This is a genomic window from Serratia sp. JSRIV004, assembly GCF_019968705.1.
In the GTDB taxonomy this organism is placed as follows: domain Bacteria; phylum Pseudomonadota; class Gammaproteobacteria; order Enterobacterales; family Enterobacteriaceae; genus Chania; species Chania fonticola_B.
In genome coordinates, this window is the sequence record NZ_CP074140.1 from 5570970 (window position 1) to 5596344 (window position 25375).

26 protein-coding genes are annotated in these 25375 nt (G+C 56.7%); 7 read left to right on the forward strand and 19 right to left on the reverse strand.

Features of this window, described 5'->3' with window-relative positions; translation table 11 throughout:
- Nucleotides 1-42: 42 nt before the first annotated feature.
- Nucleotides 43-270, forward strand: a complete 228-nt coding sequence (locus KGP21_RS26535) for a SlyX family protein (RefSeq protein ID WP_021808027.1) — start codon at nt 43-45, stop codon at nt 268-270.
- A gap of 45 nt (nt 271-315) precedes the next feature.
- Here the strand turns inward: KGP21_RS26535 and slyD are convergent, their stop codons facing one another.
- From slyD to kefG, 4 genes are all read right to left on the reverse strand, one after another.
- Entirely contained in the window at nt 316-903 is a 588-nt protein-coding gene (slyD, locus tag KGP21_RS26540) for a peptidylprolyl isomerase (RefSeq protein ID WP_021181645.1), read from the reverse strand.
- A 94-nt stretch (nt 904-997) separates the two neighbouring features.
- Nucleotides 998-1201 (reverse strand): YheV family putative zinc ribbon protein, encoded by a 204-nt coding sequence (locus tag KGP21_RS26545; RefSeq protein ID WP_037376686.1) that lies wholly within the window; start codon nt 1199-1201, stop codon nt 998-1000.
- Between the two features lie 14 nt (nt 1202-1215).
- The gene (kefB, locus tag KGP21_RS26550; protein ID WP_021808028.1) at nt 1216-3027 is read right to left on the reverse strand and encodes a glutathione-regulated potassium-efflux system protein KefB; all 1812 of its coding nucleotides are present in this window, start codon (nt 3025-3027) and stop codon (nt 1216-1218) included.
- The gene (gene kefG / locus KGP21_RS26555) at nt 3027-3581 is read right to left on the reverse strand and encodes a glutathione-regulated potassium-efflux system ancillary protein KefG (RefSeq protein ID WP_071681295.1); all 555 of its coding nucleotides are present in this window, start codon (nt 3579-3581) and stop codon (nt 3027-3029) included. Before kefG ends, kefB begins: the two co-directional genes overlap by 1 nt.
- A 134-nt stretch (nt 3582-3715) precedes the next feature.
- On the opposite strand from kefG, the gene KGP21_RS26560 reads away from it, so the two are divergent.
- On the forward strand, nt 3716-5635 hold the full coding sequence (locus KGP21_RS26560; protein ID WP_115159427.1) for an ABC transporter ATP-binding protein: 1920 nt from the start codon (nt 3716-3718) through the stop codon (nt 5633-5635).
- A gap of 37 nt (nt 5636-5672) precedes the next feature.
- Here KGP21_RS26560 and KGP21_RS26565 read toward each other — a convergent pair whose 3' ends face one another.
- Nucleotides 5673-7163, reverse strand: coding sequence for a nicotinate phosphoribosyltransferase (locus KGP21_RS26565; RefSeq protein WP_223498568.1), 1491 nt, complete (start codon nt 7161-7163; stop codon nt 5673-5675).
- A gap of 10 nt (nt 7164-7173) precedes the next feature.
- The gene (gene prs, locus KGP21_RS26570) at nt 7174-8034 is read right to left on the reverse strand and encodes a ribose-phosphate diphosphokinase (RefSeq protein ID WP_223536545.1); all 861 of its coding nucleotides are present in this window, start codon (nt 8032-8034) and stop codon (nt 7174-7176) included.
- 192 nt (nt 8035-8226) lie between these two features.
- On the opposite strand from prs, the gene KGP21_RS26575 reads away from it, so the two are divergent.
- Complete coding sequence (locus KGP21_RS26575; RefSeq protein ID WP_021808033.1) at nt 8227-8946, forward strand: NUDIX domain-containing protein; 720 nt, start codon at nt 8227-8229, stop codon at nt 8944-8946.
- A gap of 3 nt (nt 8947-8949) precedes the next feature.
- Here KGP21_RS26575 and tauD read toward each other — a convergent pair whose 3' ends face one another.
- The 9 genes from tauD to KGP21_RS26620 all read right to left on the reverse strand — a co-directional run bounded on the left by tauD (nt 8950) and on the right by KGP21_RS26620 (nt 17973).
- A complete protein-coding gene (tauD, locus tag KGP21_RS26580; RefSeq protein WP_071681300.1) occupies nt 8950-9798 on the reverse strand; it encodes a taurine dioxygenase in 849 nt (282 codons plus the stop codon).
- Nucleotides 9795-10628 carry a taurine ABC transporter permease TauC gene (gene tauC / locus KGP21_RS26585; RefSeq protein WP_021181658.1) on the reverse strand — a complete coding sequence of 278 codons (834 nt, stop codon included), beginning with the start codon at nt 10626-10628 and terminating at the stop codon, nt 9795-9797. Before tauC ends, tauD begins: the two co-directional genes overlap by 4 nt.
- Nucleotides 10625-11392 carry a taurine ABC transporter ATP-binding subunit gene (tauB, locus tag KGP21_RS26590; protein ID WP_223536547.1) on the reverse strand — a complete coding sequence of 256 codons (768 nt, stop codon included), beginning with the start codon at nt 11390-11392 and terminating at the stop codon, nt 10625-10627. Before tauB ends, tauC begins: the two co-directional genes overlap by 4 nt.
- Before the next feature lie 10 nt (nt 11393-11402).
- Nucleotides 11403-12398: a taurine ABC transporter substrate-binding protein gene (gene tauA / locus KGP21_RS26595; RefSeq protein WP_223536549.1), complete on the reverse strand. Its 996-nt coding sequence runs from the start codon at nt 12396-12398 to the stop codon at nt 11403-11405.
- Nucleotides 12399-12491: 93 nt separating this feature from the next.
- On the reverse strand, nt 12492-13619 hold the full coding sequence (locus tag KGP21_RS26600) for a Gfo/Idh/MocA family protein (RefSeq protein ID WP_223536551.1): 1128 nt from the start codon (nt 13617-13619) through the stop codon (nt 12492-12494).
- On the reverse strand, nt 13616-14680 hold the full coding sequence (locus tag KGP21_RS26605; RefSeq protein ID WP_021808038.1) for a sugar phosphate isomerase/epimerase: 1065 nt from the start codon (nt 14678-14680) through the stop codon (nt 13616-13618). Before KGP21_RS26605 ends, KGP21_RS26600 begins: the two co-directional genes overlap by 4 nt.
- On the reverse strand, nt 14677-15753 hold the full coding sequence (locus KGP21_RS26610) for a Gfo/Idh/MocA family protein (protein WP_223536553.1): 1077 nt from the start codon (nt 15751-15753) through the stop codon (nt 14677-14679). The genes KGP21_RS26605 and KGP21_RS26610 overlap by 4 nt, the downstream gene beginning before the upstream one ends.
- Nucleotides 15746-17008 (reverse strand): MFS transporter, encoded by a 1263-nt coding sequence (locus KGP21_RS26615; RefSeq protein ID WP_223536555.1) that lies wholly within the window; start codon nt 17006-17008, stop codon nt 15746-15748. The genes KGP21_RS26610 and KGP21_RS26615 overlap by 8 nt, the downstream gene beginning before the upstream one ends.
- A gap of 47 nt (nt 17009-17055) precedes the next feature.
- Nucleotides 17056-17973 (reverse strand): GNAT family N-acetyltransferase, encoded by a 918-nt coding sequence (locus KGP21_RS26620; RefSeq protein ID WP_223536557.1) that lies wholly within the window; start codon nt 17971-17973, stop codon nt 17056-17058.
- 234 nt (nt 17974-18207) lie between these two features.
- Between KGP21_RS26620 and KGP21_RS26625 the strand changes: the two genes are divergently transcribed.
- The gene (locus KGP21_RS26625; RefSeq protein WP_223536559.1) at nt 18208-19188 is read left to right on the forward strand and encodes a LacI family DNA-binding transcriptional regulator; all 981 of its coding nucleotides are present in this window, start codon (nt 18208-18210) and stop codon (nt 19186-19188) included.
- Here the strand turns inward: KGP21_RS26625 and KGP21_RS26630 are convergent.
- Both KGP21_RS26630 and KGP21_RS26635 read right to left on the reverse strand, forming a co-directional pair.
- A complete protein-coding gene (locus KGP21_RS26630; RefSeq protein ID WP_223536561.1) occupies nt 19180-19962 on the reverse strand; it encodes a PhzF family phenazine biosynthesis protein in 783 nt (260 codons plus the stop codon). The genes KGP21_RS26625 and KGP21_RS26630 overlap by 9 nt on opposite strands.
- A gap of 10 nt (nt 19963-19972) precedes the next feature.
- Nucleotides 19973-20575: a LysE family translocator gene (locus KGP21_RS26635; RefSeq protein WP_021808042.1), complete on the reverse strand. Its 603-nt coding sequence runs from the start codon at nt 20573-20575 to the stop codon at nt 19973-19975.
- Between the two features lie 117 nt (nt 20576-20692).
- Between KGP21_RS26635 and KGP21_RS26640 the strand changes: the two genes are divergently transcribed.
- The 3 genes from KGP21_RS26640 to KGP21_RS26650 all read left to right on the forward strand — a co-directional run bounded on the left by KGP21_RS26640 (nt 20693) and on the right by KGP21_RS26650 (nt 22924).
- On the forward strand, nt 20693-21673 hold the full coding sequence (locus KGP21_RS26640) for a hydrolase (RefSeq protein WP_021808043.1): 981 nt from the start codon (nt 20693-20695) through the stop codon (nt 21671-21673).
- The gene (locus tag KGP21_RS26645; protein ID WP_021808044.1) at nt 21670-21903 is read left to right on the forward strand and encodes a YheU family protein; all 234 of its coding nucleotides are present in this window, start codon (nt 21670-21672) and stop codon (nt 21901-21903) included. The genes KGP21_RS26640 and KGP21_RS26645 overlap by 4 nt, the downstream gene beginning before the upstream one ends.
- A 151-nt stretch (nt 21904-22054) precedes the next feature.
- On the forward strand, nt 22055-22924 hold the full coding sequence (locus KGP21_RS26650; RefSeq protein WP_021808045.1) for a phosphoribulokinase: 870 nt from the start codon (nt 22055-22057) through the stop codon (nt 22922-22924).
- 36 nt (nt 22925-22960) lie between these two features.
- Here KGP21_RS26650 and KGP21_RS26655 read toward each other — a convergent pair whose 3' ends face one another.
- Nucleotides 22961-24139 (reverse strand): amidohydrolase, encoded by a 1179-nt coding sequence (locus tag KGP21_RS26655; RefSeq protein ID WP_223536563.1) that lies wholly within the window; start codon nt 24137-24139, stop codon nt 22961-22963.
- Complete coding sequence (locus KGP21_RS26660) at nt 24136-25335, reverse strand: MFS transporter (RefSeq protein ID WP_059199473.1); 1200 nt, start codon at nt 25333-25335, stop codon at nt 24136-24138. Before KGP21_RS26660 ends, KGP21_RS26655 begins: the two co-directional genes overlap by 4 nt.
- Between the last annotated feature and the right edge of the window lie 40 nt (nt 25336-25375).

A 25375-nucleotide genomic window follows, 5' to 3' on the forward strand; every position in this document is an offset into this window, starting at 1 on the left:
TAGTGCCAGAATCCCGGATTTAACAGTGCCAGAGGTAACATCATGCACGAGCAAAACTACGACAGCCTGCTGCAGCGGTTGGAAGAGATGGAAAGCCGCCAGGCCTTTCAGGAAGTGACGATTGAGGAACTCAATCAAACCGTGGTACAGCATCAGCTTGAAATGCTGAAGATACAAGAACATCTGCGGCTGCTGACCGACAAACTGCGCGCCAGCCAACCTTCGATGATCGCCTCGCAGTCGGAAGAGACACCTCCCCCGCATTACTAAAAAAGGCCGCCGAAGCGACCTTTTGTTGCAGTTACAGCACCAGGATTAGTGGCAGCCGCAACCACCGTTGCCACCACAGCCGCCTTTCTTGCCGTGGTCATGATCGTGGTCGTGATCGTGGCCATGACCGCCACAGCAGCCGTCACCGTGTTCATGGTGATGATCGTGCTCACCGTGAACGTGGCCGTGGGCCAGTTCTTCTTCGGTCGCTTCACGCAGCGCCACAACTTCTACGTGGAAGTTCAGGTCTTGGCCAGCCAGCATGTGGTTACCATCAACCACTACGTGGTCACCATCAACTTCGGTGATTTCAACCGGAACCGGGCCCTGATCGGTATCAGCCAGGAAGCGCATGCCTACCTGCAGTTCATCAACGCCCATAAAGACGTCTTTAGGAACGCGCTGCACCAGGTTTTCATCGTAGTTGCCGTAAGCTTCGTTAGCGGCGACATGAACGTCGAAACGATCACCCGCTTCGTGACCTTCGAGTGCTTTTTCCAGACCTGCGATCAGAGAGCCATGCCCGTGCAGATAGTCCAACGGTGCACTCACCGGAGACTCATCAACCAAAACACCGTCTTCTGTACGTACTTGGTAAGCCAGGCTGACCACCAAGTCTTTTGTTACTTTCATGATATCTCCTACCGTTGGAAACTAAATCGGTGGAGATTGTAGCGGAAATCTCCAGCGCTGTACCCTTCAGCATAAAAAATCACGGCAGATAACGCTACTCTGGGTGAAAAATACCGATCACCTGCTCCTGCGGGCGAACGTGTTTTTCCACCTGTTGCTCGGTCTGGCGCTGATGGTGGCCACACTTGACACACTCCACTACTTCAACCTGGTCTTCACGCCAAACCGCCAGCGTATCCATAGCGTTACAGCTTGGGCAAACCGCCCCGGCGATAAATCTTTTACGAGTTGCAGACATCATTGTGCTCCGAATTATTCGTATTCATCATCCCAGCCGTCGAACTGCCGTTTTTCTTTTTGCATTTCGCGGTGGAAAAGTTCTTCCAGCTCGCGCCGGGCTTCTTTCACGCGGGAAATCTGAGCCACGTCCCCCAGATGCGGTGGCATCAATTCACGCAGCATGCGCATATCCAGACGGCGAAAATGCTGCTGAGCGCGATAAGCCTGATGCGGGTGCATCCCCAACTCCGTTAACGCCTTGCGCCCTAGCTCCAGGGCGCTGGAGAAGGTTTCACGACTAAACTGTTTTACGCCAGCCTGCAACAACTCGTGCGCCTCCACACGCCCCCGCGCCCGCGCCAAAATGGACAGGTTGGGGAAGTGCTGCTGGCACAGATGGACGATGGCCATGGTATCTTCCGGCTCATTACAGGTAATGACGATAGATTTGGCCTTTGCCGCACCGGCTGCCCGCAGCAACTCCAGTTCCGTGGCATCTCCGTAGTAAACCTTGTAACCGTATCGGCGCAATACGCCAACCGCGCTAACGTCCCGCTCAAGCACGGTGATACGCTTCTTATTAGCCATCAGTAAGCGGCCAATCACCTGCCCGAAGCGGCCGAAACCGACGATAATGACCTGCGGATCGTCATCTGCCACGTAGGGCGCCTCTTCATCCTCATCTTTGGCGTTATAGCGGCGGGCCAGAATGCGATCGATAATCTGCATCAGCAGCGGCGTGGTCATCATTGAGAGCGTCACCACGACCAGCAGCAAGGCCAGTTGATCGTCGTCGAAAATATGCTGCGTCGAAGCCGCCGAGAACAGCACGAAGGCAAACTCACCGCCTTGGCTCAGCACCCCGGAAAATTGCAGACGTACCGAGCGCCGCAGGCCAAAGATACGCGCCAGCGAGTACAACACACCCGATTTCACCGCCACCAGGATCACCACGCCCAGCAGTACTTCCAGCAGATGGGTATACAACACCCCCATATTCAGCGCCATGCCTACCGAGATGAAGAACAACCCGAGCAGCAGCCCTTTGAAAGGCTCTATGGCGATTTCCAGTTCATGGCGATATTCGCTCTCTGCCAGCAGCACCCCGGCGATAAAGGTCCCCAATGCCATCGACAGGCCAAGGGCATCCATAAACAGCGCAGCCCCCAGCACCACCAACAGCGCGGCGGCGGTAAATATTTCACGCACCCCAGATGAGGCGATATAACGGAATAACGGGCGTAACAGGAAGCGCCCCCCGATCAGCATGCCGCCGAAGGCCGCGACCTTCATGGCGATTTTCGCCCAATCGTCGCTGGTACCCGCTCCCCCGGACAGGATCGGGATCAACGCCAGCGCCGGGATCACCGCCATATCCTGAAACAGCAGCACCGAGAAGCCTAACTGCCCCCCTTCGTTGCGGTTCATGCCTTTTTCACGCATCAGTTGCAGCGCCATGGCTGTCGATGACATGGCTAGACCAATGCCACCTATCACCGCCGCCTGCCAGGCAAAATGGCTGAAGTAAAGCAGCGCACCGAGCACGGCCGCCGTGACCAATACCTGCCCGGCACCGACACCAAAGATCGAGCGACGCAGTTCCCACAGTTTGGCCGGGTTCAGTTCCAGCCCGATGATAAACATCAGGAACACCACGCCCAACTCGGAGAAGTGCAGAATTTCATCCACATCCCGGATGAATCCCAATCCCCACGGGCCAATGGCAATACCGGCGATCAGATAGCCTAAAACAGCTCCGATCCCAAGACGGCGGGCGATCGGCACCGTCAACACCGCAGCAAACAGGAACAGCAATATGGCGGTTAATAGCGAGGAACCTTCCATCAGTGCCTCCCGGTGTGCGGCAACGGGTTACGCAGCCAGTCGCCATAAGCGCTGGCGTGACTGCTCAGCACTTCCGGTTTCTGACGGCGCGCCCAGTAAACGATCATCGGCGTCAGCCAGTGCATATGGCACATGGCCGCGGTCAGCTCAAAAGGGCGCAGAATATCCTCGATCGCATAACGATTGTAACCGCCAGTGCGATAGGCACCTTCCGGTTCCCCAGTGGTGATCACCGAACGCCAGTATTTGCCCGCCAGCGCATTACCGCCGATACCACTGGCAAACCCGCGGGACAGCACACGGTCCAGCCATTCTTTCAGCAACGCCGGGCAGCTATAGGTATATAAGGGGTGTTGGAAAACGATGACCTGATGGTCGCGGAGCAGTTGTTGTTCGTGATGGATATCAATAAAGAAATCCGGATAGTGCGCGTATAAATCGTGCACGGTAACATGTTCCAACTGCTGTGCCGGTTGTAACAAAACCCGGTTCGCTACCGAGTCCTGGGATTCCGGATGGGCATACAGCAGCAAAACCTTCGGCGGCTGTGACATCATTCCCCTCCAAAGCGTCGTCAGGGTGGCGGATTTCCGTTACCATGCAACGCAAAGACTAATAATAGGACTGCTACGCGTCCTGTTAACGTAAACTCAATTCAATTTAACATACTCTGAACAAACGGCGCTTTATGATTGTTTTCTCCTCGCTACAAATCCGACGCGGCACCCGCGTCCTGTTGGACAACGCCACGGCGACGGTTAATCCAGGTCAGAAGGTCGGCCTGGTGGGTAAGAACGGCTGTGGGAAATCCACGCTGCTGGCCCTTTTGAAAGGTGAGATCGCCGCAGACGGTGGTAGCTACACCTTTCCAAACAACTGGGCGCTGGCCTGGGTGAATCAGGAAACACCGGCACTGGAAGTGCCTGCCATTGAGTATGTTATCGATGGCGATCGGGAATTCCGCCAGTTGGAAGCCGAATTACAGGTGGCAAACGATAACAACGACGGCCACGCCATCGCCACGCTGCACGGCAAGCTCGATGCTCTGGATGCCTGGACCATCCGTTCCCGTGCCGCCAGCCTGTTACACGGTTTAGGCTTTTCCAATGAACAGCTGCAAAGCCCGGTGCGTGCCTTCTCCGGCGGATGGCGCATGCGCCTCAACCTGGCTCAGGCTTTGGTTTGCCGTTCCGATCTGCTGTTGCTGGACGAACCCACCAACCACCTGGATCTGGATGCAGTGATCTGGCTGGAACGCTGGCTGAAAAGCTATCAGGGTACCCTGGTGCTGATTTCGCATGACCGTGATTTCCTCGACCCTATCGTCGACAAGATCCTGCACATCGAAAATGAGACCATCAACGAATATACCGGCAACTATTCCTCCTTCGAGCGCCAGCGCGTCACCAAACTGGCACAGCAGCAGTCGCTGTATCAGAGCCAACAGGAGAAAGTGGCACATCTGCAAAGCTACATTGACCGTTTCCGTGCTCAGGCCACCAAGGCCAAACAGGCACAGAGCCGCATCAAGATGCTGGAGCGGATGGAGCTGATTGCCCCTGCGCACGTCGATAACCCGTTCACGTTTAGCTTCCGCCAACCCGAAAGCCTGCCGAATCCATTGCTGCGGATGGAAAAAGTCAGCGCAGGCTATGGCGACAAAGTGATCTTGCAGTCAATCAAGCTCAACCTGGTACCCGGCTCACGTATTGGCCTGTTGGGGCGTAACGGTGCCGGTAAATCAACGCTGATCAAAATGCTGGCTGGCACGCTGGAGCCGCTCAGCGGAGAGATCGGGCTGGCAAAGGGCATCAAACTGGGTTACTTCGCCCAGCATCAGTTAGAGTTCCTGCGCGCCGATGAGTCGCCACTGCAGCATCTGAGCCGCATCGCCCCTCGCGTGTTAGAACAGCAGTTACGCGATTATCTTGGCGGCTTCGGCTTCCAGGGCGATAAGGTCACCGAAATCACCGAACGTTTCTCCGGCGGTGAAAAGGCACGGCTGGTGCTGGCGCTGATCGTCTGGCAGCGCCCTAACCTGCTGCTGCTCGATGAACCGACCAACCACCTGGATCTGGATATGCGCCAGGCGTTGACTGAAGCGCTGATCGATTTCGAGGGGGCGTTGGTGGTGGTTTCGCACGACCGTCACCTTTTGCGTTCTACCACCGACGATCTGTATCTGGTGCACGATGGCCAGGTGGAACAGTTCGAGGGCGATCTGGACGATTACCAGCAGTGGCTTAGCGATCTGCAAAAGCAGCAGGCACAGCAGGATGCCGCACCAAAGCAGGATAACGGCAACAGCGCCCAGGCGCGTAAAGACCAAAAGCGCCGTGAAGCCGAATTCCGTACGCAAACCCAACCACTGCGTAAGCAGATCGCCAAGCTGGAACAACAGATGGATAAGCTGGGTGCCGAATTGGCCGCGGTGGAAGAACAGCTGGCAGACTCGGCGCTGTACGACATCAGCCGTAAAGCCGATCTGACCGCCTGCCTGCAAAAGCAAAGCCAGGCCAAGTCCGCTCTGGAAGAAACGGAAATGACCTGGCTGGATGCCCAGGAACAGCTGGAAAATCTGACCCAGGCGTTTGAGTCGGAGAGTTAATCATAGTTGCCCCTTTTCTACTGAGAGGGGGCAACCTTTATCTGTAGCAGGCAATGCGCTGGCGGATCTGTTCCAGTGAGTCCTGGTTATAGAGTTTGCCATCCAGGAAGCGCGTTTTCAGTTCACCCTGCTGCTCCTGCTGCCAGTCCTGATTATCCAGCAGTTGATATTCTCCTTCCCCATCGCGGATCACCCGCAACAAACCGCGTGCAGATTGTTTCAGGCCGCTGTCGGTCTTCGGTTGTTTGAAGATGGGACGCCCCACCCCGTTCACCTCACCGTAGGTGGCCTTCATCGCGAAACCAAAGGTATCGCGGGTATTATACTGATAAGTAAAGGAACCCACGCCAAACACTACGTTAGAGCTGGCAAAACCTTTCGCTTCCAGGCGTTGCAGGATTTCCTGGGCGCGTTCCAGAGTGATGGAGTCGCCATAAATCAGCCCGACATGGGGATCCAACACTTTGTAGCCCTTGCTGTTAACCGTGCCACCAAAGATTTCCCACAACACTTCCACCGAGCCTTTCTCTTCGGCGCTGCGTTGCGCACTGCGATCGCTGTCGTTGCCGGTTCCACAAAGAATAGCCACCGGATCGCCACTGTCTGGGCGGAAGACTACCCTGCCATCGCGCGCCATGATTTTGCTGTGCAACTCACGGGTAAACTCCGTTAGCACCTGCCAGTAATCCCAGGTATCCGACACGATGGAAACCAATCCATTTGGGTAGAGATCTTCAATCAAACGGCGGAACGTTTCGATCTCCGTTGCCTGCTCTCCCATGCACATCACGCTATGTTCGGTGGCGGGGATGCTGCCAGCCACGAAGTAATCTTCTGCGGTTGGATAATACCTCTGTGCGTACAGCACCGCCGGAATGTTGTCGGTGCCCTTGAAGCTGAGCAAATGCCCGGTACCGGCCTGCGCGACATCATGCATCCCTGACATGCCGCGGAAGGAAAAATCGTGGCATTGGAAATCCAGATGCGCCAGGTCATCGCAGGTTTTATCCGCCCACATCTGGCAGATCTTGCGATAATGATGGGCAAGGGTGGCATTGGTGGAAGCCTTCCACAGTTCGGCCGAGATCACCGTTTCCAGGTAGTTGACCAGCCAGAAGAACTCCTCACGCGTATTGGTAATGGTCAGCACTGGTACCTTCATCCTCACCTTGCTGCCTTCGTCCAACCCTTTGATATGCAGCGGTAGATAACCCAACCGATGCAGGGCGCGAATATGCTCCACGCAGACCCGATCCTGACCAATGTAGCTATCCATCAGCGTTTTATATTCCCCCACTACCTGCTCTTCCGGTTGGGCAAAAAACTGCTGGTTGAAGAGATCCACCATGAACCACTGTAAAAAGCCCTGTAAACCGAAGAACACCAGTTGGCCGTCCGGCAACGGGGAAGCAAAGAACCGATCGCTGCGCGGCGTGAAGTTGGAGTAGATCCGCGTAGTACCCAGCGGATATTGCTCACGGTGAGACACTTTGTAGCCATCAATCGCCAGAATAGGATTGGTTAACATAGTCGGTTCCTTAGTGAGCGTAGATACGCGCAATATCAATCAGTTCAACACGTTGCTCAGCGAGTTCCGCCGCAGCATAGGAAGTGGTGGTATAGATGTTATCAATGCCTTGATTCAGCAAAGCCGCGGTACCTTTGGAAAATACCCCGTGGGTGACATATAGGCTGACCGTACAAGCCCCCGCCTGGCGCAACACCTGGGCCGAGCCGATAAAGGTGCCGCCACCGTCGCACAGGTCATCCACAATCAGCACGTCTTTGCCCTGCACATCGCCAGCCAGCAGTTCGAAACCCGTCAGTTCGCCGCTGAACACGTTCCGGTGTTTGGTCAGGATGCCGTATTGCGCAATGCCAAAGTGGGCCGCCACCGCGTGAATTTTTTTCAGCGCTCCGGCATCCGGAGCCACCAGGAACAGTTGCTGCTGAGTCAGTAAATTGGCCAGTCTGCGGTTGTGCTGCATACACTGCTGCTGAGTAATGATGTGCATGTTGTCGATCACGGCGGCAGCCACTTCGCTGTGTGGATCCAGCACCGTCACACGATCAAACGCCAAGGTGTTGAGTAATTGGCCGAAAACCTTGAGCGCAAAGCTATCGCCGGAGGCCATATGGCGATCCTGGCGGGCGTAGGGCAGATAAGGCAGCTCAAGCAGGCTTTCTTTGATCAGAAACTGGTGGCGTACCGCCTGCGTCAACTGTGCCAACAGCATGAAGTCATCCATGCTGCGCATTGCGCTGGCACGAATACGCATCTGCGAAGTCCCCGTTGTTTCAGGCTGTGCAAACCGGGCATACACCGCCCCATCGGGAAACTGTCCGGTTGTCACCTTCACTTCAATGTCGTTCAAAAACAACTGCAGTTGTGCGCTCATATTCTTCCCTCCATCAATAACTGTCCCTGGGACACTTATATAATTGTCCAAGAGACAGTTATTGGCAAGCAAAAAAATGTCTTAATCGCAGCAAATTCGCTTAACCATTTGTTTATTTGAGCTTTTAATAATTATCATTAGCCGGCAGCTATTGTTATATTGTCCCAAAGACCTTTTTAGCCGAGCGCCAGCATGACCACCCAAGCCGAGTACCTGAAAAACTACGATCCGCGCCTCTTCCCCTCACCGCTTGTCACCGTCGACAGCGTGCTGTTTACCGTGCACGGCGGGAAACTGTGCGTGCTGTTGGCCAAGCGCGCTAATCACCCTTTCCTCAATCAATGGGGATTGCCCGGCGGGTTTATCGATTTGCAGCGCGACACCTCAACGCAAGCGACGGCCGAACGTAAACTGAGGGAAAAAACCGGTGTGGTACCGCCCTATCTGGCGCAGTTGGCCAGTTTTTCTGGCCCGGAAAGGGATCCGCGTGGCTGGAGCCTGACCACGGTCTACTTTGCTCTGATCGCCCATGCCGATTGCCAGCCGCATATCGCCGACGTGAATGACGTCGCCTGGGTGCCATTGGACAACCTGCAAACACAGCAGTTAGCTTTCGACCATCAAACGATCGTGGAAGCGGCACTTCAGCGGCTACGGCAAAAAACGGCTTACTCCATGCTGCCGGTCTATTGCCTGCCAGCGGAGTTCACACTTTCCCAATTGCAGGAAGTGATTGAGATCATTTTGTCGCATACGGTGCAGCGCAAAAGCCTGATGCGGCGTTTTGACGCTTCGGAAATGTTTGAGGAAACCGGTGAGAGAGTGGCAACAGGCGCACGCAAGGCACGCCTGTACCGTAGGAAAGCGGGGGTAGATATGAGAAACTTTTCCAGAAACCTGATGGTGGAGTGATCCTCAGGCGCGATAGAACGGCTTATCCCCCAAAATGGTCGCACGGTGCATAATGCGCCGCTGCGGCAGGTAATCCGCATTGGCGTAATGCTGCGTCACCCGGTTATCCCAGATGGCAATATCATTGGCCTGCCAGCGCCAGCGCACCTGAAACTCCGGCTTGGTGATATGCGCAAACAGGAAGTTCAGCAGAGCATCACTCTCCTTCGCCGCCAGATCGACAATCCGCGTAGTAAATCCTTCATTAACGAACAGCGCCTGCTTGCCGGTCACCGGATGGGTGCGGATCACCGGATGCAATAACGGTGGATTTTTCTGCACGGCCAACTGCCAGCGCTGATGCTCTTCCTCACTGCCACGATGTTTATATTCGGGGAACGACTTGGTGAAGTCATGCTCCGCCTGCAACCCGGCCAACAACTTTTTCAGCGGTGAGGACAACGCCTCATACGCGGCAATCCCGCTGGCCCACAGCGTGTCGCCACCGGTCGTCGGCAGCTGCTTGGCGGCTAAAATCGCCCCCTGCGGCGGGTTTTCGATAAAGGTGACGTCGGTATGCCAGTTGTCGTTATCCGGCGGATTATCGTCATGGGTATCCAGCACGATGATCTCCTCCACATCGGGAGCATGCGGATACACCGGGTGAATATGCAGATCGCCGAAACGCCCTGCCAGCTCGCGCTGTTGTAATGGCGTGATGGGCTGATCGCGCAGGAACAGCACCTGATGCTTGAGCAAAGCATGGTAAAGCTGTTCAAACTGGCCGTCGCCCAATGGCCGCGCCAGATTGACGTTTTCCACCAGCGCGCCGATATAAGGCCCCAACGGGGTAATTGCTAAACGTTCGTTCATTGCTGTACTCCATGCCAGGGGGTCAAACGGCGCTGTAAGGCACGTAGCCCCAGCTCCAGACCAAATGCAATTATCGCAATCACGCTGATACCGGCGATGACCACGTCGGTCGCCAAAAACTCACCGGCGGACTGCACCATAAATCCCAGACCGCGCGTGGCAGCAATCAGTTCAGCGGCCACCAGCGTAGACCAGCCGACGCCCAGGCCAATACGGATGCCGGTCAGAATTTCCGGTAGCGCACTAGGCAACACCACAAAGCGCAGCAATTGCCAGCGGTTGGCTCCCAAAGCCTGCGCGGCACGAATGCGCACCTGCGCTACGCTGCGTACACCTGCCACGGTCGAAAGCGTCACCGGGGCAAAAATCGCCAGGTAGATCAGCAGGATTTTCGAGGTTTCACCGATGCCAAACCAGATCACCATCAGCGGCAGATAGGCCAGCGGCGGCACCGGACGATAAATTTCAATCAGGGGATCAAGCAGGCCGCGCACGGTCTCACTCAGCCCCATCGCAATGCCCACCGGGACGCCGATGACCACAGCAGCCAGTAATGCCACCAGGATCCGCCCAAGACTCGCGGCTAGGTGTTGCCATAGCGTGGCATCCATAAAGCCTTGTGGGCTGGCAATGACCACCAACTGATGCAATACCTGCTGCGGTGCGGGCAGAAATAACGGGCTGATCAGCTGCAAGGTAGTTACTGCCCACCAAACCGCCAACACCACCAGCAAGGTTGCCGTGCTCAGCTTGAGGCTACGCGGCAGCGTGAAACGAGATTGGCGCACCGCTGTCGGTACTGCGGCTTTAAGAACAGAATGCAGGCTCATAGCAAGGCCTCGCGCTGTTGGAACACCCGGCCCAGCACGTATTCACGCAGGGCGATAAACTCAGGATCGGACTTGATGGCGCGGCAAGCCTCTCCGGCGGCATAGCGCTGGCCAAAATTCAGCGATAAACGCTCCACCACCTGCCCAGGACCAGGAGAAAGCAGTAACAGCTCGCTGGCCAGGAATACCGCTTCTTCGATGTCATGGGTGATCAACAGCACCTGCTTGCCAGTATCACGCCAAATATTTAACAGCAGTTCCTGCATCTGTTCGCGAGTGAATGCGTCCAGTGCCCCGAAAGGCTCATCCAGCAGCAACAGCCGAGGGTCGGCTGCCAAGGCGCGAGCAATACCCACCCGCTGACGCATCCCACCGGACAGTTGCCAGATGAAGTGTTGCTCATAGCCGGCCAGCCCAACGCGTTGCAACATCTGCTGCGCCACCTTGCGGCGCTGCGGTTTGGCCGCACCGGCCAGTTGCAAGCCAAACTCCACGTTATCCACCACGTTGCGCCACGGCAGTAAGCCTTCATGCTGGAAGACCACGCCCCGCTCGGCACCCGGGCCTTTGACGGGGACATCATCCAGCGTAATGCTGCCTGCCGTTGGCTCAATAAACCCGGCGATCAAATTCAGCAGCGTGGTCTTGCCGCAGCCAGAAGGCCCTAACACCACCACCAGTTGCCCTCTGGCTATCTGGAAAGATACATCGCGCAGCGCCACACGCCCCTGATAATCGGCCGAAAGATGGTTAACGTTTAGCATGGCGGATCCCTTACGACTGCGGCGCAGCCTGCAGCTGTTTGACAAAACGGTCGGTCACATAGGCGCTGTAATCACTGTCCACCTGCGGGATCTTGCCTTGTTGCTTAAGGAACTCGGCGGTATCGCGAATAGCTTTATCTACCGGCTGGCCCAGTTGAGTGATCTGATCGGCGACCGGCAGGTAACGGTTACCCTTCACCAGTTCCGGTACCTGCTCTGCCGGCACTCCGCTCAGGCGAGCTAGCGTACTCAGGTTACTTGGGTCTTTCAGCCACTGCTCCGGCTGTGCCAGGTAGGCCTTCTGTGCTTGCAGGGCGCTGGCAGCAAACGCGGTGACGACCTCAGGATGCTGCTTGGCAAAGTCTTTACGCACTACCCACACGTCCAGCGTTGGTGAGCCCCACTGGCCAACCTGTTCGGAATCAGTCAGCACCTTGCCTTGTTTGGCGAGTTCATTGACCACCGGAGCCCATACGTAAGCCCCGTCGATATCCCCACGCTGCCAGGCCGCCGCAATGGCTGGCGGTTGCAGGTTGAGAATTTGCACCTGGTCAGGTTTGATGCCCCAGTGTTTCAGAGAGGCCAGCAGGCTGTAGTGAGTGGTGGAAATGAACGGTACCGCAATGCGCTTACCGATCAGATCCTGGGGAGATTTGATGTCCTTTTTTACCACCAGCGCTTCGGAACTACCCAGCTGCGAGGCGATCAGGAACACTTCGATAGGGAGCTTCTGGCTGGCGGCCACGGCCAGCGGGCTGGAGCCGATATTGCCAATCTGCACGTCGCCAGAGGCCAGCGCACGCAACACGCTGGAGCCGCTGTCGAACTTGCGCCAGTCAACGGTCGCGCCAGACTGTTTGGCAAAGCTGTTTTCCGCCTGCGCCACCTTGGCGGGTTCGGCGGAGGTCTGGTAAGCCACGGTGACGTCCACTGCCTGGGCACTGGCCGCACCGAGCGATAAAGCCAACAATACTGCACTGCTTAATGAGAAAAGTTTGCTCGCCATGATCCGCTCCGTTGATAAAATTCTGTGCTGTGACCAACAGTTTTATCTGAGCGGCGCTCGGCAATAAAAGAATAAAAAAATCTTCTTTATTACTTATGGCGATATCAATTCCACCCACTCTCCCCCGGCACGGCTACTGCGCTGGGCGGCATCAATAAACGCCATCCCTTGCACGCCGGTTTCAATCCCTGGTAACAACGGTGCCGCCGTAGGACCATCACGCAAACAGCGGGCCGCTTCACGGTAAATCTGGCCAAACCCTTCTAAATAGCCTTCAGGATGCCCTGCGGGTACGCGGGCCAGCAGGCGGTTTTCTGCATGCTGAAATGCCGAAGCGCGGGTGATGCAATAGGCGGGCGCGTCAAAAGGCCGTATCCACAACTGGTTCGGGTTTTCCTGGCAAAACTCCAGGCTGCCCTCACTGCCGTAAACTCGTAACTTCAGCCCATTCTCATGACCACAGGCCACCTGGCTGGCCCAGAGCCGACCTTTGGCACCGTTGGCATAACGCATCTGCACCCGCACATCATCGTCCAGCTTGCGCCCGGCGATGAATGACGTCAGCTCCGCGCTGATCGCCTCAGGCAACATGCCGCTGACAAACTCAGCCAACTGCCAGGCGTGGGTACCTACGTCACCAATGCAGCCGGATCCGGCTTTTTCCGGCTGCGCACGCCAACCGGCCTGCTTGTTGTCGGTCAGCTCCAGCGGTTTCGCCAGCCACTGTTGCAGATATTCCACCTCGACGAAGCGGATCTCGCCCAACTCCCCCGCCAACACGCGGCTACGTGCCTCACGCACCAGCGGGTAGGCGCTGTAGTTATGGGTCAGGATCAGTTGTCTGCCGCTTTGGCGCACCGTTCGTGCCAGTTGCAGAGCCTCGGAGTAAGAGGTGCATAGGGGCTTATCGCAGATCACATCAATCCCGGCGTTGAGAAAAGCGCTGGCGACTGGAGCGTGCAAATGATTCGGGGTCACGATCGCGACAACATCAATCCCATCCTCTCGTGCCGCTTCTGCCTGCGCCATCTGGTTAAAATCGGCATAGCAGCGATCCGGTTGCAGATGCAATAATGCCCCGGTGCGCAGACAATTTTGCCTATCGGAGGAGAAAGCCCCGGCGACCAGCTCAAACTCATCATCCATCCGCGCCGCCAACCGATGCACCGCGCCAATAAACGCGCCTTCACCGCCACCTACCATTCCCAGCTTTAATCTCATGATGCATCCTCCACGCCCAGCATGGCTCTGACTCGCGCCCGGTCAGTATCCACCGCTGCAAAATCATCAAAGGCCCGTTCCGCTACCGGAATAATATGGCGGGCGATAAAGGCGGCACCTTCTCGTGCTCCGGCCTCCGGCGACTTAAGGCAGCACTCCCATTCCAACGTAGCGACTCCAGGGAAGCCGTACTGCGTCAGCTTGCTGAAAATGGCCGGGAAGTCGATCTGCCCGTCCCCCAGAGAACGGAAGCGCCCAGGTCTTTCCAACCATGGCTGGTAACCCCCATACACGCCACTGCGGGCGCTGGGGCGGTACTCGGCATCTTTGACGTGAAACGCGCGGATACGTGGGTGATAACAATCGATAAAGCCGAGATAGTCCATCTGCTGCAAATGCAGATGGCTCGGATCATAGAGAATATGGCAGCGGGGATGATTGCCGACCTTGGCCAGAAAGCGTTCAAAGGTCACGCCGTCATGTAAATCCTCCCCCGGATGCAGCTCATAGCACACATCTACACCAGCCCGATCGAAGGCGTCCAGGATCGGCAGCCAGCGCTTGGCCAACTGTTCGAAGGCCTCTTCCAGCAGTAACGCATTATGCGGTGGCCATGGATAGAAATAGGGCCACGCCAGCGCCCCAGAGAAGGTTGCATGGGCAGTTAGCCCCAAGCGCTGAGATGCCTGAGCCGCCATCAGCAGTTGCTCCGTTGCCCAGGCCTGCCGCAGCTGTGGTTTACCCCGCGCTTCTGGCGGGGCAAAACCGTCAAAGGCCAGATCGTAGGCTGGATGGACGGCGACCAGTTGCCCTTGCAAATGCGTCGACAGCTCGCTGATGCGAATACCGTGCCGCCCAAGCCGGGCGACGATCTCATCGCAATAATCCTGGCTACGCGCCGCCAGCGCCAAATCGAAAATGGCTGGCTCCAACGTGGGGATCTGGATATTGGTGAAGCCCAGCCCGGCAGCCCACTCCGCCAAGCCATCCAGCGTATTAAACGGGGCCTGCTCGGCGATAAACTGCGCCAGAAACAGCCCTGGCCCCTGCATCGTCTTCATGCTTCTCTCCCTAATATCACCGTACGTTGGCTGCGAACCGCTTCGTCCGCCGCCAGCACCACCCGTAAGCTGTTCAATGCATCCTGAAGATGCTGATTGAGATCCAGTCCCTCACGAATAGCCTGTAAAAAGTACCGCTGTTCACTCAGGCACAGCGCCAAATGGTCCGGCTCATCCTGGCAGTCGAGCCAGCGATCTGGCCGCGTAAAGCGGTTCTCGTCGTCCAGATCGGCATAATGCACCCGCAATGATTCGGTTTTGGTATGCCCCCCGACATCGTCAGAGGCCCTTTCCTGATGACGGGCTACGATCGAAACCGCGCCACGCGGCCCAATGACGTCTTTCACAAAGTAGGCCGTTTCACTGACCATCGGCCCCCAGCCAGCTTCGTACCAACCGACCGAGCCATCGGCAAAACGCACCTGTAGCTGGCCGTAGTTATACATCCCCTGCGGCAGGTCATCGCTCAGCCGGGCGCCGATAGCGCTCACGCTGATCGGTTCGGCCTGGGCCATCTGGCACATCACGTCCAGATAATGTACGCCGCAATCGACAATTGGCGACAGTGACTGCATCAGGTTGCGATGCACATTCCACATCTGCCCGTGGCTTTGCTGGTTGAGGTTCATCCGCATCACCAAGGGCTTACCCAAACCCCGAGCGAGCTCCACAAACTGCTGCCAGGAGGGGTGATGGCGCAGGATATAGCCCACCACCACCTGTCGTTGTGCCTGATGAGCAGCAGCAATCACCCTTTCGGCCCCTGCTACCGTGGTGGCGAGCGGCTTTTCGATAAACAGATGACATCCCGCCGCCAGCGCCGCCAAGGCGTAGGCTTCGTGGGTATCCGGATAAGTGGTCAGGCACACGGCATCAGGCCGGGTTTGCGCCAGCGCCAACTCAAAGTCACTAAAAGTGGGATAACCGCCCCCCAAACGTTGATTGAGCAGCTCACGCGATTCACCCCGTGCCACCAGCCCGCAGATTGTCACCCCTTCCATAGCGTGGTAAGCCTCGGCATGGGATGCCCCCATATTGCCGCAGCCCACCACCAGCACCCGCAAATCAGCCATCACGTTTCTCCCCTGCTGGAACATCCCGGTAGTTGAAGGTGAAGAAGAACAGCGCGGCGATCGCTAATGCGCCGAAGGCCGGGTACCACCAGAAGTGCTGCCATTGCGGCAACGCCGCAGCGCCGTCCGCCGTCACCATATGGTTAAACAGCGCACCGCTGATCTGCGAACCAATCAACATACCGATGCCGTAGGTGAACAGCACCAGCAGGCTTTGTGCCTGGCCTTTCACTTTGTCGCCCGCCACTTTATCGGTATAGATAAAGCCGATAACGAAGAAGAAGTCATAGCACATGCCATGCAGGATGATGCCGAGGTAGATCATCCAGCGCATTTCTTCGGTAATGCCCAGTGCAAACATCACATAGCGCAGGAACCAGGAAAGCATGCCGATCATCAGCATGTACTTGATCCCCAACCGGGCAAACAGGAACGGGATCAGCAGCATGAATAACAGCTCAGACATTTGCCCCAGCGACATCACGCCACCCACGTTGGTGAAACCGGCCGCGGCAACGAACGGCGCGGCATAGGCGTAATACGCCGCCAACGGGATGGAGATCAGCGTGGCACAGATGATAAATACCAGGAAATGGCGCTGCTTGAGCATTGCGAAAGCATCCGCACACAGCAGATCGCGCATTTTTACTGGCTTGCCGCGCTCCGGTGCAGGGGTATGCGGCAGCGTAAAGCTGTAAATCGCCAATACCAACGAAGCTACGGCAGCCAGCATGAAGATATCGGTACTGTCCGACAGGCCGCTGGTGCCGACAATCAGTCCGGCGACAATCCAACCAAAGGTGCCGAACGCCCGCACTACCGGGAAGGCTTTCTCGCTGTTACTCAGGCTGTAAAACGCCACGTTATTGCTCAGGGCAATGGTGGGCATGTAGCACAGCATATAACCGAAGATAATCCACAGCAGGCCGCTGCCCTGCCCTTCGGCAAAGAATCCAGGCATCATCCACAGCAGGCCAGCCCCAATCAGGTGCAGCACGGCCAACACTTTTTGCGAGGCAAAGAAGCGATCGACCACCATACCCAACACAAAAGGCGACAGGATGGAGGCAATTGGCCCGGTGGAATAGGCATCGCCTATGATCGCGGCCAGACCATATTTGCCCATCACCACGCCGAGCGTGACGTACCAGGCTCCCCAGACAAAAAACTGCAGGAACATCATCAGTGCCAATCGTGGCACCACCCATTTGAACGTGGTGCTTTTGGCCCCCTGGGCCAGGCTATCTGTTTGCATAACTCCCCCATCGGTGTTGGTTGGTTATTACGGCAATGACGCCGGTGCTAACCGCTTTCCGGCAAAAAGGACGGCATCACCACGCCGCCGGGTTGTTGCGCCTGGCCTTTCACCTGCGCGACATGTAATTCACAAATTCGCCCTCCCCAGCGCAGCAAAACCTGGCTAAGCGCGGAACGCTCTGCGGGTACCAATACCACCGGTGTCGTACCGCGATGATGGCGATCGAGCATCCAGCCAAGTAACTCCAGGGCGATCTCTTCGCTATGGCAGCACCCCGGCCCCAACATACGGGAGGCCGGATGCGCCACCGAGGCCAGATAACCGCCGATGCGATCGTCCAACTCCCAGACGGCAACCCGCCACAGTCCACTGGTGTCATTGAGGAAGTAATCGATATCGCGCTGACGTTCGATGCCCAGTATTTCGCGCTCCAACTCCAGGATGGCGGGTAGGTCGTCAAGCCGGGCTGCCCGTACCTGGCCGCGAGTCAGGCGTGGGTAAGCAAATCCCTGGCTCGGCACCGGGATCGCCATATCCTGATAGAGGGCATACGGGGTAAATCCCCCACGCTGGTAGAGCGAATAGGAATCCAGGTTCAGCGCGCTGGAAAGCAAACGAACCGGTAAGCCACCCGCCAGTTCATCGGCCTTGGCCAACAAACGGCTGGCAATCCTGCGGCCAAAATAATCGGGATGAACATTCATGATGCCCAACCCCAAATGAGTTTCACGTGGGTGGAAGAAACAGGAGCCACAGATCGCCCCTTGTTGATCGCGCGCAATCCAGTGATAGCCGTTATCCAACTGCTGGTAAACATCAACAAACAGTCCACAGCTTTCCGGCCCGGCATAGAAGATGTTGCCCAGCCCGTGGCGCTGATACCAAGCATTAGTTGAGCAATGGATCAAAGCGGCAATCTCGCTGCGATCCTCTGCTTGCGCTAACTGAAGCTGTATCTCCATCTGCCACCTCCTATTGCGTCGCCATTCGGGGTAATTTCGGTCTAAATTTGAAATGTAATCGATTTCATTTTGCAATAAATAAAATGTAATCGATTTCTTTTTTTCGGCAACCGGATTGATATGATTAAAAGTAGGGAGAAGATGAATTTGTAATCGCTGTCACAAACTCTTCGTAGTGATGGTACTTTTTGCCGCATACTGTGCGAGGCAAACGGGCAGAAGGAAAAGCAAACCATGTCGATAGCAAAGGTGGCGAAAATCGCTGGCGTCTCAGCGGCCACCGTCTCACGGGTGTTGAACGGCCAACAGATCGTCAAACCAGCCACTCGCGATAAGGTCCTGGCGGCGATCCGCGCATGTGACTATCAACCCAACCTGCTGGCACGCCAGTTGCGCACTGCCCGCAGCGGGATGCTGCTGGTGCTGGTGTCCAATATCACCAACCCCTTTTGCTCCCTGGTGGTACGCGGTATCGAAGAAGAAGCCGAACGCCACGGTTACCATATTTTGCTGTGTAACTCGGAATCCAACCCCACCCGTGAATCCGCTTACCTCAGCCTGCTAAGTGGCAAGGTAGTCGACGGCGTGATCACCATGGATGCCATCAGCTGTTTGCCGGGGCTGACCGCCATGATCGGTGATTTCCCCTGGGTGCAATGCGGCGAAGGGGATACCCAATTCCGCGCCTCCTCCGTCACCATCGATAATCACCGGGCCGCCATGGCCGGTGTGCAGCACCTGGCAGCCAAAGGCCGCCAGCGGATCGCGTTGCTCAACGGCGATATGCGTTATCTGTATTCACAGCAGCGGGAACAGGGCTACCGGCAGGCGTTGGCCGAGCTGGGGCTGGACTATTGCCGGGTGGAATACGTCGAAGGGCTGGATTACGCCGCTGGAGCCAAGGCGATGAGTGATTTGCTGGCAGACGGGCCACGGCCAGATGCGGTATTTGCCATTTCGGATGTAATTGCCGGAGGCGCGATGAGTGCCTTGCACCAGCAGGGCTTGCGTATTCCAGAAGATATCGCGGTGATGGGATTTGACGGTGTACCGTTTGGCAGCATCACCACTCCGCCGCTAACCACCATCGTACAGCCCATGCATCAGTTCGGCGTGCGTAGCGTGCAGTTGCTGCTGGAGAAAATTCAGGGCCAGCAGTTGCCCCCTTGCCACGACGTGCTGGATTGGCAACTGCTGGAACGGAGTTCAACCTGAAAGAGAACCACGCAAGAAGATGCGCGCGTAGCCACCCAGCAACGTACGTTCTCCTTGCTGCTCGCAGAACAACTCGCCGCCGCGCGATGACAGCTGCTTAGCATGCAATACGTGGCGGCCAAGGCGCGCCGTCCAGTAAGGCATCAGTATGCAATGGGCGGAGCCGGTGACCGGATCTTCGCTGCGATCCATTGAGAAATAGCGCGAGACAAAATCCACCTCATCACCCGGAGCCGTGACGATCACGCCGCAACCGAGATGGTCGATCAGCTCGGCGATCGCAGGCTGCACCGCCCTGACCTGCGATTCATCGGCCAATACCGCCATCAGCGACTGGGCTCGCCACACTTCCTGCGGTTGCACACCGAGCAAAGCAGCCAACTGTGGCGGCTCAGCAATTTTCTGTGGTGGGCGAGAAGGGAAATCCAGGATCAGCCGTTCACCGTCGGCCGCATCACGTTTGACATACAGTTCACCGCTGGCGGAACGGAAACGGATATCGCTCAACCCCGGGTTGACCACGTTTAACAACACGTGCGCCGTAGCCAAAGTAGCATGCCCGCACAGATCCACTTCCCGCGTCGGCGTGAACCAGCGGATCGCATACATGTCGCCATCCTGCCAGACAAAGCTGGTTTCCGGCAGGTTCAGTTCATTGGCGATGGCCTGCATCTGCGCTGCCTCCAGCGGTTGTGGCAGCAGGCAGACACCGGCCGGGTTGCCCCGCAGTCTCTCGCCGATAAAGGCATCCACATGGAAATAGTTTTCGTTCATCAGCGTTCCCTCAATGCCAAATCAGTAATACACAGGCGGCGGTTAACAACCCCATCGACACGTTAAAGATTATCCAGGCTTTCTTGCTGCGCAGCAGGCGGCCAATCACCGTACCAAAACCCAACCAGATGATCCCGGCAACGATGTTGACGGCAAAGATACCGAAGGCGATGGCCAGAATCGAGTGGTTGTATTTATCTCCCGCCAGGCTAAAGCTCGCCACTGCCCCAAGCGCCATCAGCCAGGCCTTGGGGTTGAGGAATTGCAACAGCCAGCCTTGGTACAGGCGCACCGGCTTTGGTGGCGGCGCGTCGGTTTCCAGCTTTTCATAGGCCGCCGTCGCCACTTTCCACGCCAGCCACAACAGATAAAGGCTACCGAGGATTTTCAGGATCAGGTGCAATGAAGGATAAATCAGGATCAACCCACCAACGCCAAATGCCACCAGCACCAAGATACTTTGCATACCCAGCATGATGCCGATCATCAGCCATAATGAACGCATAAAGCCGAAATTGGCCCCTGAGGTGGTGAGCAACATATTATTGGGGCCAGGGGTGATCGCGGCCACCCACAGGAAGCCTAGCATCGAAAGAAATAAACTCAGTTCCATGAAGCGGGTGCTCCTCACCCAAATGACTTTTTTGCAGTATGATTGCTAATACATGTGTTTGAAGCTAACAGTGCGGTTCGGATCACACAATAGCCGCCAACAAGAATTTTATTCATTATGTATGAATCCTTTCGCCCCCTGACCGGGGCCAGTAATCCACACCTGCAAACCCTGCTGCCACGGCTGGTGCGCCGCCGCATACGGCTACAACCCCATTGGCAGCGGCTGGAGTTGCCGGACGGCGATTTCGTCGATCTGGCCTGGAGTGAAGATCCGCAACTGGCGCGCGATAAACCGCGCGTGGTGCTGTTCCATGGATTAGAGGGTAATTTCTACAGCCCTTACGCACATGGGCTGCTTAATGCCTGGCGCGAGCAAGGTTGGTTGGGCGTGGTGATGCATTTCCGTGGTTGCAGCGGCGTGCCTAACCGTAAGCAACGCATCTATCATTCCGGCGAAACGGAAGATGCCCGCTTCTTCCTGCGCTGGTTGCGTGACAGCTTTGGCGAAGTGCCAACGGCAGCGGTTGGGATTTCCCTTGGCGGCAATATGCTGGCCTATTATCTGGCCCAGCAGGGCAATGACAGCCTGCTACAAGCGGCAGTGGTCGTTTCTGCCCCGCTGATGCTGGAGCCATGCTCAATCCGCATGGAGCAGGGATTCTCCCGCGTTTATCAGCGCTACCTATTGGGCCAACTCAAGCAAAATGCCACCCGCAAGCTGCTGCACTATCCAGGCACCTTGCCGTTGGATCTGTCGCAACTGAACAAGCTGCGGCGCATTCGTGAGTTTGATGATGTGATCACCTCACGCATTCACGGCTTCAGCGACGCGGTCGATTACTATCGCCGTTGCAGCGCCCTACCGCTGTTGCCGCAGATCACCACGCCACTGCTGATCATTCACGCTAAAGACGATCCGTTTATGACCGATGCGGTGATACCCGATCTCGCCAGCCTGCCGCCTAATATCGAATATCAGCTGACGGAGTGCGGTGGCCACGTCGGTTTTGTCGGCGGCACCTTGAAAAAACCACAAATGTGGCTGGAGCAACGAATCCCGGCCTGGCTTTCTTCTTTTTTGGAACCCACCAAGTGATTATTCCCTGGCAAGAAATTGAACAAGAGACTCTCAACAGCCTGATCGAATCCTTTGTATTACGCGAAGGAACCGACTACGGCGAGCACGAACGTTCGCTGGAACAGAAGGTCGACGACGTGCGCCGCCAGTTGAAAAGCGGCGAAGTGGTGCTGGTGTGGTCAGAACTACATGAAACCGTCAACATCATGCCTCGCGGGCAGATCCGCGCCGGGCAGGAGGAAATTTAGTCTTATTGCGCGCTATGACTGAGGGAAAAAATCAGGTAACAATGCAGTATTGCAAACCAACGCGCACAATTTCGCCTTGGGCGAAAGGGTATCAGCCATACTAAAAATCTCATTCTGAGCCTGCGCATTTAATACGGAGTGACCCTCGACCATGTCTGCCAAACATCCCGTTATCGCGGTGACCGGTTCCAGCGGAGCCGGCACCACCACCACCAGCCTGGCGTTCCGCAAGATTTTTCAGCAGCTAAACCTGCGCGCCGCCCAGTTGGAGGGCGACAGCTTCCACCGTTACACCCGGCCGGAAATGGATGCGGCAATCCGTAAAGCCCGCGATATGGGCCGCCATATCAGCTACTTCGGCCCGGAAGCCAACGACTTTGGCCTGCTGGAGCAAAGCTTTATCGAATACGGCAAGAACGGCACCGGCCGCTCACGTAAATATCTTCATACCTACGACGAGGCGGTGCCTTACAACCAGGTTCCTGGCACGTTCACGCCTTGGGAGCCACTGCCCGCCCCCACGGATGTCCTGTTCTACGAAGGGCTGCACGGCGGCGTAGTGGCCGATCAGATCGACGTAGCCAAACATGTCGATCTGCTGGTCGGCGTGGTGCCGATCGTCAACCTGGAGTGGATCCAGAAGCTGATCCGCGATACCGGCGAGCGTGGCCATTCCCGTGAGGCGGTGATGGACTCGGTAGTCCGTTCGATGGAGGATTACATCAGCTACATCACGCCACAGTTCTCGCGCACCCATATCAACTTCCAACGCGTCCCGACGGTAGATACCTCCAACCCGTTTGCCGCCAAGGCAATCCCCTCACTCGACGAAAGCTTGGTGGTGATCCACTTCCGGGGCCTGGATCAGATCGATTTCCCCTACCTGCTGGCAATGCTGCAAGGATCGTTTATCTCGCATATCAATACGCTGGTGGTACCGGGTGGCAAGATGGGGCTGGCAATGGAACTGATTATGGCACCGCTGGTGCAGCGGTTGATGGAAGGCAAGAAGATCGAATAAATTATCGGGCGCGGCTAATTTCCGCGCCCGCCGTCGTTAGCGCATCAACAGGTGGCGGATAAAACCGACGTGCAGTTTCACGCCAATCTGCATCGCCGCCTCGTCCAGTTTAAAACGGGGATTATGCACGCCGTAGGTGGCACCGATCGCCTCGTTACCGCTGCCGATAAACAGGAAGCACCCCGGCACTTTCTCCTGATAGGAGGAGAAATCTTCGCTGCCAAACATCGCGGTAGTCAATTCCCGCAACGCCTGTGGCCCCACGGCTTCGGCCACCACCTCGCGCGCAATGGCGCAGGCATCAAGGTGGTTATTGCCGATAGTATAGCCACGTGTCCAGTCAACCTTATAGCTGGCACCGTGCGCCTGGCTGATCCCAGCGACGGTTTGCTCTACCAACAGCGGCACCCGATCACGGACTTCCTGATTATGAGTACGTAACGTTCCTGCCAACCGGGCAGTGTCTGGAATGACGTTATAGCTGTCTCCTGCCTGGAAGGTTGCCACCGTCAACACCGGGGCATTTAACGGATCAAGTTTACGTGCCACGATCTGCTGTAATGCGCTAACGATCTCCGCACCAATCGGCACCGGATCGATACACAGATGCGGCATCGAGCCATGTCCACCCTTACCCTGCAGCACGATGTCGAAGTTATCGCTGGAGCCACTGAACACGCCCTGCTTCAAGCCCACCTCACCGGTCGGGAAGTTGGGCATGACATGCAGGCCGAAGATCATCTTCACGCCATCCAGAACACCCAGGTCTACCAGCTGTTGGGCTCCGCCCGGTGGCACTTCTTCGGCATGCTGGAAGATAAAACGCACCGAGCCTTGCAGCTGCGCCTGCAACTGGCACAACACGCTGGCCGCGCCCAGCAACATCGCGCTGTGGGCATCATGGCCGCAGGCATGCATCACCCCTGGCCGGGTCGAGCAGAAAGGCTCGTCGCTTTCCTCCTGGATCGGCAAGGCGTCAATATCGGCGCGCAAGGCATAGCACGGCCCCGGCGCTGAGCCCTGCAATTCAGCCACTACGCTATTTGGCGTAGGGCGTGAGATCTTCAACGGGCCAAGGTGAGCCAATTGTGCAGCGATGTAATCTGCCGTCTGCGCCTCTTGAAATGACAACTCTGGATTGGCATGCAGGTGGCGACGCCACTGCAATACCTGTTGTTCCACGTCGGCAATCAGCTGTTCAATGTTCATTTTCATACTCCTTGATTCAGTGCCGGTTGGCGCGCTTTACCTGCCAATGGCAGGATCACCAGCCCGGAAACCACCATAGCCAGTGCCAAAAAGATAAACGTTGTCATGTAGTTGTGGCTGATGGTGATCAAATACCCCATGGCGATAGGGGCCACAAAGCCACCCAAAGTGCCGCCGGTGTTTATCAGCCCCATCGCTGCCCCCATCACTTCCGCAGGCAGGCGCTTCATCGGCAGAGTAAACACCGTGACGAACGAGGCCATCAGGAAGATATAACCCAGGAACAAGAACAGGCTAGCCGTCAGCGCCGATTCGCTGGTAAACACCAGCCAGATGCACAAGGCGCTGATCAGGGAACTGAAGAAGATCACCCACGGCTCAAGCCCTTGCAGATAGCGCCCGACCAGCCAGCCGGTACCGAGTGAGGAGATCCATATCCCCAGACCGCCGGCGGCCACCACCATGCTGGAGACGTCAATCGGCATTCCGCGCTGCTGTACCAGGAATTTCGGCAGCCAGGCCATCAGGCCGTACGACGGGATGTTGATACAGAAAATCGCCACAAACAGCAGCAACACGATGGGGTTTTTCAGCAAGGCCTTATAGTTGGCAGCGGCTGCCCCAGCTTTGGCGGATGCTGCCTGTGGTGGATTAGGAACCAGCCACAAGATGCAGGCGGCAATCACGAATGCCAACAGGCCAAGCGCAGAGAACGACCCACGCCAGCCGATGTGATCCAGGCAGTAGACCGCGACCAGTGGCCCGACGGTCATCGCCAACCCGGCGGAGGACAGCAGAATGGACTGCGCGAAGGTGCGCTGTTCCAGTGGGAAATTCGCCACCACTGCCTTGGCGCAGGAACACGGGTAGCCGGAGTGGCCAATACCCGACAGGAAGCGGAACGTCACCAGCAGGCCCAGGCCGAACCCCAGAATGCCGAAGCACAGGGCGAATCCCCCCAGCAGCAGTAACGAACTGCACAGCACTTTCTTAAAACCAAAGCGGTCATTGAGCCAGCCCGCCGGTATCTGGAACAGGGAATACGCCAGGAAAAACATCCCGGTAATGTAGCCCAGCTGTTCCGGCTGTAGATTGAACTCGCGTTCGATAGGTAACAGCGCAAAACCCATCACGGTTTTATCGATGTACACCACGACATAGCCCACAAACAGCAAAAAAATCATTAGCGAACGATTTTTCATCGCCGATATTCCTTTAAGTTATCACCCAGGCTGCCCACCA